Genomic DNA, 10,112 nt, shown 5'->3' on the forward strand with positions numbered 1-10,112 from the left:
CCGCCTCAGCCTCCTTCAGGATGCCAATAATCTGCTCTTCCGAAAACTGCTTCCGCTTCATCTGTCCGTCCCTTGTAGGGGCCGGTCTCTAGTTCCAACTGGATGAAGAAACGGGGGTCACGTCACCGAGCGAACCGGTGAGCGATGCCACTTGAATAGTGGCATGATCGACAACGGAAGCGCATGAGCATCGACGTCTGCGATCTTGGCCGCGATCACAACGCCTTTCTACTTACAACAGTAAGCGGACTGTCGGAAATCCACCCGCTGCGGACGCAAGGCCGTCGTCTCAGCCGATGGCAGTTTCCGGAGCCATCAGTCATTCTGCTGAACGGCCGCTATTAGGGCGCAAACCTGCGGTAAACGAAAAGCGCCGGAGTTTCCCCCGGCGCCTTCCACTTAATCCAACCCTGAAACCCTCAGGCCGCCTGCTTGGCCCGGCTCTGCCGCTTGCGCTCATGCGGGTCCAGGAAGCGCTTGCGCAAGCGGATCGTCTTGGGGGTCACCTCGACCATCTCGTCATCGTCGATATAGGCGATAGCCTGTTCCAGCGTCATCTTCTTGGGCGGGGTCAGGCGGATCGCGTCGTCCTTGCCGGACGAACGGATGTTGGTCAGCTGCTTGGCCTTCATCGGATTGACCTCAAGGTCGTCCGGCTTGGCGTTCTCGCCGATGATCATGCCTTCGTACAGCGCCTCGCCATGGCCGACGAACAGGATGCCGCGCTCTTCCAGGCTGTTGAGCGAATAGGCGTTGGCCTCGCCCGTGCCGTTGGAGATGAGCACGCCGTTCTTGCGGCCCTCGATCACGCCCTTGTACGGGCCATACTTCTCGAACAGCCGGTTCATGATGCCGGTGCCGCGCGTGTCGGACAGGAATTCGCCGTGATAGCCGATCATGCCGCGGCTGGGCGCGCTGAACGTGATGCGCGTCTTGCCGCCGCCCGACGGGCGCATGTCAGTCATCTCGGCCTTGCGCAGGTTCATCTTCTCGACCACCGAACCCGAATGCTCGTCGTCCACGTCGATGATGACGGTTTCGTACGGCTCCATCTTTTGGCCGTTCTCTTCCTGAAGCAGCACGCGCGGGCGGCTGATGCCGAGTTCAAAGCCTTCGCGGCGCATCGTCTCGATCAGCACGCCCAGCTGAAGCTCGCCGCGGCCGGCGACTTCAAAACTGTCCTTGTCGGCCGCTTCGGTCACCTTGATCGCGACGTTGCTTTCCGCTTCGCGCAGCAGGCGGTCGCGGATCATGCGGCTCGTCACCTTGCTGCCCTCACGCCCCGCCATCGGCGAATCGTTGACGGCAAAGCGCATCGACAGCGTGGGCGGATCGATCGGCTGCGCCTGGATGGGCACGGAGACCGAGGTATCGGCAATGGTGTTGGAGACGGTCGCGACGGTCAGGCCGGCCAGGGAGATGATGTCGCCTGCCGACGCTTCGTCCACCGGCACGCGCTCCAGGCCGCGGAACGACATGATCTTCGACGCACGGCCCGTCTCGATGACGTTGCCGTCCATGTCGAGCGCGTGGATCGCCTGGTTCGCCTTGATCTTGCCGCTGGTGACGCGGCCGGTCAGCACGCGGCCCAGGAAGTTGTCGCGGTCGAGCAGCGTGACCAGGAAGGTGAACGGCGCATCGACGTCCAGCGCGGGCGGCGGGACATGGTCGACGATCTTTTGGAACAGCGGCTCCAGCGTGCCCTCGCGCTTGTCCGGCTCGGCATTGGCGTAACCGTTGCGGCCCGAGGCGTAGAGGACCGGGAAATCAAGCTGTTCGTCGGTCGCGTCCAGGCTGACGAACAGGTCGAATACTTCGTCCAGCACTTCTTGGATGCGCTCGTCCGGACGGTCGACCTTGTTGACGACGACGATCGGACGCAGGCCCAGCTTCAGCGCCTTGCCGGTCACGAACTTGGTCTGCGGCATCGCGCCTTCCGAACTGTCGACCAGCAGGATGACGCCGTCGACCATCGACAGGATGCGCTCGACCTCGCCGCCGAAATCGGCGTGGCCGGGCGTGTCGACGATGTTGATGCGCGTGCCGTTCCACTCGACCGACGTCGGCTTGGCCAGGATGGTGATCCCGCGCTCTTTCTCCAAGTCATTGGAATCCATGGCTCTTTCTTCAACGCGCTGGTTGTCGCGGAAGGTGCCGGACTGGCGGAAGAGCTGGTCGACGAGCGTGGTCTTGCCGTGGTCGACGTGGGCGATGATCGCCACGTTGCGCAGATTCATACAGGTTCCTGGATGCCGCGGGAGCGCGGTTCGGGCGGGCGCATAGCCGATTTGCTGCGCTCGCGAAAGAGGCTAAGCCCGCCCGTGCGCGTCAGACTGCCGCGAACGCCCGTCGCCAGTGCCCCGACAACCGGTCCTTCACCGCCAGCCGCAGCTTCTTCAGCCGCAGCAGTCGAAACGTGTCCGGCGCCTCGCGCAGCGTTTCGCGTCGGATCTCGTCCTCGAGCTTCCGGTGAACCACGCTCAACCGGTACAGCATGCCGCTCATCATAGTGCCTCCTTCGATGTCGCATCGATCGGAGCATCCGGCGGCGAGGGAGGGGGTGGAGGGGGTCCGTCGCGCACCGGATGATCCGATGCGGTCCGACATCACGATCATCCGATCGTCAGAGGGGCCCGGTCCGCTTGAGCGAGATAATCGACGCTAGAGGCCGTTCAAGTGGCTGGTGCAGAATTCTCAGCCGATGCAGCGGCTTTCAGGCGGAAGACCTTGCCCGGATCGACGACACCCGGAGTCGTCTGCGCGGCCGAAGCCACCGGCACCCACACCGCGATCGAACCGGCGATCATCATCTTCAGCCTGCGTTCCATTCCAGCATCCTAACTTCGACATGTTAACATGTCGCGACACCGAACATCTGACCAAGCTGATCGGTTGCAGCGCGGGCAAGGTGTATTATATTGGCGACACACTTGAAGGTGGCGCGGTTCCCGTTCATCTTGGCGCGAACCGACGAAGAGAATGGGCATCATATGGCGACGCAGACTGAGACTGCCGAGAAGACCGACGATCTGGTGCTGACCGCGCCCGAGCCGCTCAAGGAACGGCCCGTCGAGAAAATGGCCGGGCTGGTGCCCGTCGAGGAAGCCAAGAAGAACGAGCTGGTCACGCGGGTCGAGAGCTTCATCGACGATCTGGTGGCGCAGGACGTCAACTCGCCCGAGTTCGGCAAGCGAGTCGATGCGATCACCGCGATGGGCTCGAAGGAAATTCGCGATGCCGCGGGTCAGTCCAATCGTTTCCTCGATCGTCCGGTTCGCGCGATGGACAAGGATGCGGGCGTCGGAAGCGATCTGGCGGAGCTGCGCCGGACAATCGAGGATCTCGATCCGGGCAAGCGCGGCGACCTGATGCAGCCCAAGAAGATTTTCGGCATCATCCCATTCGGCAACAAGATGCGCAATTATTTCGACAGCTACAAGTCGAGCCAGACGCATATCGCCTCGATCCTGAAGCGCCTTCAGTCGGGTAAGGACGAACTGCTGATGGACAATGCCGCGATCGACGTGGAGCGGCAAAATCTGTGGGCGGCGATGGGGCGGCTCGAGCAGATGATCTATATCTCCAAGGTAATGGACAGCCGGCTGGAGGACAAGGCCAATGAACTGGATCATACCGATCCCGCCAAGGCCAAGGCGATCCGTGAGACCGCGCTGTTTTACACGCGCCAGCGCACGCAGGACCTGCTGACGCAGATGGCGGTGACGGTGCAGGGTTATCTCGCGCTTGATCTGGTCAAGAAGAACAATGTCGAGCTGGTGAAGGGCGTTGATCGCGCCAGCACCACGACCGTCGGCGCGCTGCGAACGGCGGTGACGGTGGCGCAGGCGCTGACGGCGCAGAAACTCGTTCTAGATCAGATCACCGCGCTTAATACCACGACGTCCAACATCATCGATTCGACCGGCAAGCTGCTGAAGGAAAATACCGCGCGGATTCACGAACAGGCGGCGTCGAGCACGATCCCGATCGAGACGCTGCAGCGCGCGTTCCAGAACATCTATGACACGATGGATGCGATCGACGTGTTCAAGGTAAAGGCGCTCGACACGATGAAGACGACGGTCAACGTGCTCTCGAACGAGGTCGAGAAGTCGAAGGGCTACATCGCGCGGGCCGAAGGCGCGCAGCAGAACCAGATTTCGGGTGGGACCGAGACGTTCAAGCTGGAGGCGCTGTAAGCCCATGCCGACCGAGATCGATCGACAGATCGATCGCGCGAGCGAGGTGCTGAACCGCTCGCGCGAACGCTATACGAGCCTGAACGCACGGGCCAGGAAGCGGCGCGAGGGCGAGATCGTGCGGCGCGTCGGCCGCATCGCGGCGGCGGATGGCCTCATCATCGTTGCGGCGATGGTGATCGGTTTCTTCGTGCCGCTCGGCATGTTCGGCGCGTTGCTGGTCATGGCGCTGCTGATCGCGGCGACGCTGTTCTTCGGCATCATGCCCGGCAGCGCGACGGTCGAGCCGGAAAAGTTCGGCGAAGCGCCGCTCGGTACCCTGCCATTGCGGACGGAAGAGTGGCTCGATCGTCAGCGGCCGACCCTTCCGGGCGCCGCGATGCCGCTGGTCGATTCGATCGGCGTCAAGCTGGACGTGCTCGCCAGCCAGCTGAAATCGCTGAACGAGGGCGAGCCAGCGGCGGCAGAGGTGCGCAAGCTTGTCGGCGAGCAGCTGCCGGAACTGATCAAGGGTTATCAGCGCGTGCCGGACAACCTGCGATCGGTGGATCGCTTCGGACAGTCGCCGGATCGGCAGCTGGTCGACGGCCTCGCCCTGATCGACCAGGAGATCGCGCAGATGTCGGCGCAGCTGGCGCAGGGCGACCTCGACGCGCTGGCCACGCGCGGACGCTATCTGCAAGTCAAATACCGGGGTGATGACACGGTAACGGGGGAGTGACGCTCGTCGCAGCCGCGCTGAGTCTGCTCGCCGACCAGCCAGTGCCGGCTGGTGACCCATCGCGCTGGGTTTCCGATTCGGATTATCCCGCCGCGCTTGTGCAAGCGGACGTCGAGGGGACAGCCGGCGTCGAACTGCAGGTCGATGCTGGTGGTGCGGTCGCAAGCTGTGCCATCAGTGCGACGTCCGGGAGCGCCGAGCTGGACGCCCTGACGTGTGAGCTGCTCAGGCAGCGCGCTCGCTTCACACCGCAAACAAGTTCAGCGGAGCCGATGGCGATCTATCGGACCCGGGTGACGTGGCGGATTCCGCGAACGAAGCTCATCACCCAGGGTGGGCGCGTGACCTTTGCTGTCGGTCCGCAAGGGGAGCTGACCGATTGCCAGATCGAGCGGCACGAATTCGAGGAGGACGATCTTCGTTGCGACGCCTGGATGATCGGCACCCTTGCGGCTCGTGTCCTGCCGCTGCCGCTTGCAGGTTATCGATCCATCAGCTTGACGCTGGCGATGGACGTAGCGCCGTCCGAATTCGTCATAAGCGCGGTTGCAAACGTAGATCGCGTCACCTTGGCCCGGGCCTCCGCCACGATAGCGCCGGACGGTTCGATTGCACGATGCCGGACCGGCGTCGCACAAACCCTTGAGGGGAATGCGCTGGACCTTTGCCACGGGCCGATGCAGCCGAGCCGCGACCGGCTATTCGATCGTAGAGCCGATGGTGGGATGCGTGAAATGGCCATTTCCATCGAAATTGCCGGCGTTCGTCGCTGAACGACGCAGCAATGCCTATCGCGCCGGCTGCTTGCCCAACGCATCGATCGCGCGGCTGCGCAGTCGCTCCACCGCGGCCGCATGGATGCCCGGCGCCGTGGCCAGGATGCCGAAGCTTTCGCCCCGCGGGGTGTTGAAGCGCAGCTTCTTGGCCAGGGCATCGGTTATCGTCGCCCCGGCTTCACGTGCGATCAGGGTTGCCGCGGCAATGTCCCAGTCCGCGCCCCACCGGAAGGTGGCGAGCAGATCGGCTTCGCCCGCCGCGACCATCGCCATCCGCAGCGCGATCGAGTTGGGCTTGTGCACCATGACCAGATCGCGATCGACCCGGGGCAAGTCGTCGGCCGGGACCCGCGCGCCGGGCAGGGTGGTACGCTCGGACGCTGCGATCGGCACGCTATTGCGCGTCGCGCCGCCACCGGCCTGCGCCAGCCATAATTCGCCTCGTGCGGGCGCGGCGAGTACGCCGATCACCGGCTGGCCGCGCTCGACCAGCGCCACCGACACGGCCCAGCCGGGGCGATCGCGGATATAGTCGCGCGTGCCGTCGATCGGATCGACCACCCAGACCCGATCATGCGAGAGGCGCGCAAGATCGTCCGCCGTCTCTTCCGACAACCAGCCGCTGTCAGGCAGCAAGGCGGACAGCCGCTCGTGAAGGAAGGCATCGACGTCGAGATCGACTTCGCACACGAAATTGTCGGGCGACTTCTCCCATTTGCGCACGCCGGTGCGGAAGCGCGCGAGCGCGAACGCGCCAGCCTCCTGCGCGATATCGGCGGTGGCCTGGAGAAGGTCGTCAGCTGCTGGCGACGGTCATCCCCTCGATGCGGAAGGTCGGCACGTTGATGCCATAGCGGAATTCGAGATCGCTGGCCGGCGTCAGCGCACGAAGCATCGCCTGGAGCGTGCCGGCGATGGTGATTTCGCTCACCGGACGGGTGATCTCGCCGCGTTCGATCAGGAAGCCAGCGGCGCCGCGGCTGTAATCGCCGGTGACCAGGTTGATCCCCTGGCCGAACAGATCGGTGACGTAGACGCCATAATCGATATCGCCGATCAGCGTCTCGACCGGCACATGGCCATTTTCCATGTAGAAATTGGACACCGCCACGCCGGGGGCACCGCCGATGCCGCGGCTGGCATGGCCGGTGGGTTCGAGGCCGAGCTGTCGGGCCGAGGCGCTGTCGAGCAGCCAGGTTTCGAGCATGCCGTCCTCGACGATCGCCAGCGGCGACACGGGCAACCCCTCGCCATCGAACGGGCGCGAGCGCAGGCCGTGCGGGCGGTGCGGGTCGTCGACAATGCGAATACCGGGCGCGAAGATCTGCGTGCCCATCGCGTCGAGCAGGAAGCTGGTCTTGCGCGTGATCGCGCTGCCCGAGATGGCGCCGGTCAGGTTGCCGATCAGGCCTGCACCGACGCGCGGATCGAACACGACCGGCATCGCGCCGCTGCGCACGCTGCCAGGGTTGACGCGCGCGACGGCGCGCTCTCCGGCGCGGCGACCCACCTCGACCGCCGGTTCGAGGTGATGGACGTGCCGGGCGCTGTGATGCGCATAATCGCGTTCCATCGCGCCGGTCTGTCCGGCAAGGACGCTTGCCGAAATGCCGTGGCTGGTCGCAGCATACGCACCGGAAAAGCCGTGGCTGGTGGCGAGCGCCCAGATGCTGCGGCTCGCTCCGGCGCTGCCCCCTTCGCTGTTCGTGACGCCCGGAACGGCACGCGCGGCATCTTCGGCCTCGAGCGCGCGCGCCTTCAATTCGGCGGGATCGCCCAAGGTTTCGTCATCGAGATCGAGATCGGGGACATTGCCCTTGAGCAGCCGTTCCATCGGCGCGAGCCCGGCCCATTCGTCCTCGGGCGCCTCACGCGCCATGGTGACGGCGCGATCGGCCAACATGTCTAGCGAGGCCGGCGCGAGATCGGTCGCCGAGATGCTGGCCGAGCGCTGGCCGACGAACACGCGCAGGCCTAGTTCCTCATGCTCTGCGCGCCCGACATCCTCGACCGCGCCAAGCCGCACCGAAACCGACAGGGATTCCCCGCTGGAAATCACGGCGTCGGCGGCGTCTGCGCCGGCTTTGCGCGCACGGGCAATCGCGTCCTGAACTCGGTCGCGGGCTTGATCGGGTGTCAACATCGCGGCGATCTAGGAACTGCGGGGCGGAAGGTCAAAAGGCGGTCGTGCCGACGACGAAGCAGGCCGCGAACATGAGCAGCCCGGCATTGCGGTTGGAGCGGAAGCGGTGAAGCGCGTTGGCGCCGTCGGTCGGCACCAGCGTCGCGACCTGCCACACGAGGTGAAGTGCCATCGGGGCGAGCGCGAGCAGCGCCACAGGATCGGGCCTCAACTGCCAGAATGCCGCCGCCCACAGCGCGAGCGCGAAGGTGTAGAAGATCGCGACGCCCGGACGGACATGTCGCCCCATGCGCCGTGCCGAGGAGCGGACGCCGACCAGCGCGTCATCCTCGACGTCCTGCAGGGCATAGATGGTGTCGTAGCCGATCACCCAGGCGATGCTGCCGGCATAGAGCAGCAGCGCCGCGGCCGGCAGGTCGCGCGTAATCGCCGCCCACCCGGTGATTGCCGCCCAGGAGAAAACGATGCCCAGCCATGCCTGCGGCCACCAGGTAATCCGCTTCATGAACGGGTAGGCCGCGACCAGGGCAAGGCTGCCGAGCGCGACCATGGCAGCCACCATGTTCAGCTGAAGCAGCACGACTAGGCCGATGAGGCACAGGGCCACCAGCCAGATCCACGCCGCCCTGAGGCTGACCGCACCGCTCGCCAGCGGGCGGCTGCGCGTTCGCGCGACCTGGCGATCGAGGTCGCGATCGACGATGTCATTGTAGACGCAGCCAGCGCCGCGCATCGCGATCGCGCCGAGCAGGAACCAGAGGATCAGATCCGATCGCTGAACCGCGCCCCCCGACAGGGCGATCGCCCAAGCGCCGGGCCAGAACAGCAGCCACCAGCCGATCGGCCGGTCGAATCGGGCGAGCAGCGCATAGGGGCGGGCAGCGGCGGGCAGCAGCCGCATCAGGCCGCGATATTCGGTGTCGGGAACGGACGCGGATAGATCAGACATGACTTGCCATCACGAAGACGCCAAGGTTCAGCCCGCGTCAAGCCGCATTGCGGCACGATTGCGGTGTCGCGACGAGTCCGCGTCGTCGAAGGAGTGATGGTGAAGTCGATCCGCACGTTCGGTTTGATCGCAATGGCGGCGTTGCTGGCCGGTGCGGCGCCGCCCCAGCAGGGCATTGAGGGCGTGTACCAGAATGCACACCGAACGATCCGCCTGCGCCTGGCGCCCTGCGGCGATGCGCTCTGCGCGACGGTGGTGTGGGCGACGGACAAGGCGCGGGCCGACGCACGAAAGGGCAGCGGTCGGGAATTGATCGGCAGCCAGCTGCTCACCGACCTGCGCCCGACGGGACCCGGCAAATGGCGGGGCAAGGCCTATGTTCCCGACCTCGACCGCCGTGCGACCGCGACCGTGGTGCGTACGCGCGTCGACGAGCTGCGTGTATCGGGATGCGTGCTGGGCGGGCTCATCTGCCAGTCGCGGCATTGGGGGCGCATCGACTGATTGTCGTGCGCCGCCGGCACGGCTAGGGGGCGGCAATGATCGCCACGCCCGCCTGGCCCCCGCAATCGACCCCGCGGCTGTATGTCGAACCGTCGCTGTCCGCCGGCGAGATGCGGCGCATCGACGGAGCCCAGGGCCATTATCTCGCGACGGTAATGCGACTGCGCGCCGGCGATCCGGTCAAGTTGTTCGATGATGTCACGGGCGAGTGGCTGGTTGTTGCGAGCGAGGTGCGCAAGCGCGACGTGACGCTGGAAGTTCGTGAGTTGCTGCGCGAGCGCGAAGTTGTGCCCGACCTGTGGTTGTGCGCCGCACCGATCAAGAAGGGGCGCATCGACTGGGTGGTCGAAAAGGCGTGCGAACTGGGCGTTGCGCGGGTCGCGCCGGTGCTGACGCGGCGCGCGGTTGTCGACAAGCTGAACCTCGACCGGCTGCGCGCGCATATGGTGGAGGCGGCGGAGCAATGCGGGCGCACCGCGCTGCCGCAACTGGCCGAGCCGGTGAAGCTGCCCGCGCTGCTGAGGGACTGGCCGGCCGAGCGCGCGCTGTTCTTCGCCGACGAGAGCGGCGGCGTGCCCGCGCTCGACGCAATGCGAGCGCGGCCTGGCCCTGCGGCGATCCTGATCGGGCCGGAGGGGGGCTTCGACGCGGACGAGCGTGACACGATTCGCGCCGTTCCGCAGGCGGTGGGCGTCTCGCTCGGCCCCCGTATCCTGCGGGCCGAGACGGCAGCGGCGGCGGCGGTCAGCCTGTGGATGGGCGCGGCCGGCGACTGGTAGACGCGATATTCTCTTTCCCGCTTCGTTGCACAGTCGTAAGG

11 protein-coding genes and 1 pseudogene are annotated in these 10,112 nt (G+C 65.6%); 6 read left to right on the top strand and 6 right to left on the bottom strand.

What is annotated here, in order from left to right; genetic code table 11:
- Positions 1–183: 183 nt before the first annotated feature.
- Positions 184–345: a hypothetical protein gene (locus BFL28_RS20820; protein WP_158011610.1), complete on the top strand. Its 162-nt coding sequence runs from the start codon at positions 184–186 to the stop codon at positions 343–345.
- A gap of 74 nt (positions 346–419) precedes the next feature.
- On the opposite strand, the gene typA is transcribed toward BFL28_RS20820, so the two are convergent.
- The 3 genes from typA to BFL28_RS20825 form a co-directional block, all read right to left on the bottom strand.
- Positions 420–2,237, bottom strand: coding sequence for a translational GTPase TypA (gene typA / locus BFL28_RS01460; protein WP_069318876.1), 1,818 nt, complete (start codon positions 2,235–2,237; stop codon positions 420–422).
- 91 nt (positions 2,238–2,328) lie between these two features.
- The gene (locus tag BFL28_RS01465) at positions 2,329–2,505 is read right to left on the bottom strand and encodes a DUF465 domain-containing protein (RefSeq protein WP_079246874.1); all 177 of its coding nucleotides are present in this window, start codon (positions 2,503–2,505) and stop codon (positions 2,329–2,331) included.
- Positions 2,506–2,672: 167 nt separating this feature from the next.
- Entirely contained in the window at positions 2,673–2,828 is a 156-nt protein-coding gene (locus BFL28_RS20825; protein WP_158011611.1) for a hypothetical protein, read from the bottom strand.
- 162 nt (positions 2,829–2,990) lie between these two features.
- Between BFL28_RS20825 and BFL28_RS01470 the strand changes: the two genes are divergently transcribed.
- From BFL28_RS01470 to BFL28_RS01480, 3 genes are read left to right on the top strand one after another with little or no spacing between them, the layout of a single operon-like run.
- On the top strand, positions 2,991–4,199 hold the full coding sequence (locus BFL28_RS01470; RefSeq protein WP_069318983.1) for a toxic anion resistance protein: 1,209 nt from the start codon (positions 2,991–2,993) through the stop codon (positions 4,197–4,199).
- A gap of 4 nt (positions 4,200–4,203) precedes the next feature.
- Positions 4,204–4,920 (top strand): hypothetical protein, encoded by a 717-nt coding sequence (locus BFL28_RS01475; protein WP_069318878.1) that lies wholly within the window; start codon positions 4,204–4,206, stop codon positions 4,918–4,920.
- Entirely contained in the window at positions 4,917–5,693 is a 777-nt protein-coding gene (locus tag BFL28_RS01480; RefSeq protein ID WP_069318879.1) for a TonB family protein, read from the top strand. The genes BFL28_RS01475 and BFL28_RS01480 overlap by 4 nt, the downstream gene beginning before the upstream one ends.
- Positions 5,694–5,708: 15 nt before the next feature.
- Here BFL28_RS01480 and BFL28_RS01485 read toward each other — a convergent pair.
- The 3 genes and pseudogenes from BFL28_RS01485 to ubiA form a co-directional block, all read right to left on the bottom strand.
- Positions 5,709–6,494, bottom strand: a pseudogene (locus BFL28_RS01485) (3'(2'),5'-bisphosphate nucleotidase CysQ); the annotation flags it as partial.
- Positions 6,493–7,839 (bottom strand): TldD/PmbA family protein, encoded by a 1,347-nt coding sequence (locus BFL28_RS01490; RefSeq protein WP_069318881.1) that lies wholly within the window; start codon positions 7,837–7,839, stop codon positions 6,493–6,495. The pseudogene BFL28_RS01485 and the gene BFL28_RS01490, both read right to left, overlap by 2 nt.
- A 31-nt stretch (positions 7,840–7,870) precedes the next feature.
- The gene (gene ubiA, locus BFL28_RS01495; protein ID WP_069318882.1) at positions 7,871–8,788 is read right to left on the bottom strand and encodes a 4-hydroxybenzoate octaprenyltransferase; all 918 of its coding nucleotides are present in this window, start codon (positions 8,786–8,788) and stop codon (positions 7,871–7,873) included.
- 99 nt (positions 8,789–8,887) lie between these two features.
- On the opposite strand from ubiA, the gene BFL28_RS01500 reads away from it, so the two are divergent.
- Together BFL28_RS01500 and BFL28_RS01505 are read left to right on the top strand one after the other, a co-directional pair.
- A complete protein-coding gene (locus BFL28_RS01500; protein WP_158011612.1) occupies positions 8,888–9,292 on the top strand; it encodes a DUF2147 domain-containing protein in 405 nt (134 codons plus the stop codon).
- A 35-nt stretch (positions 9,293–9,327) separates the two neighbouring features.
- A complete protein-coding gene (locus BFL28_RS01505) occupies positions 9,328–10,071 on the top strand; it encodes a 16S rRNA (uracil(1498)-N(3))-methyltransferase (protein WP_069318884.1) in 744 nt (247 codons plus the stop codon).
- The last annotated feature ends 41 nt before the right edge of the window (positions 10,072–10,112 follow it).

This window comes from Sphingomonas turrisvirgatae (genome assembly GCF_001721295.1).
Lineage (GTDB): Bacteria > Pseudomonadota > Alphaproteobacteria > Sphingomonadales > Sphingomonadaceae > Sphingomonas > Sphingomonas turrisvirgatae.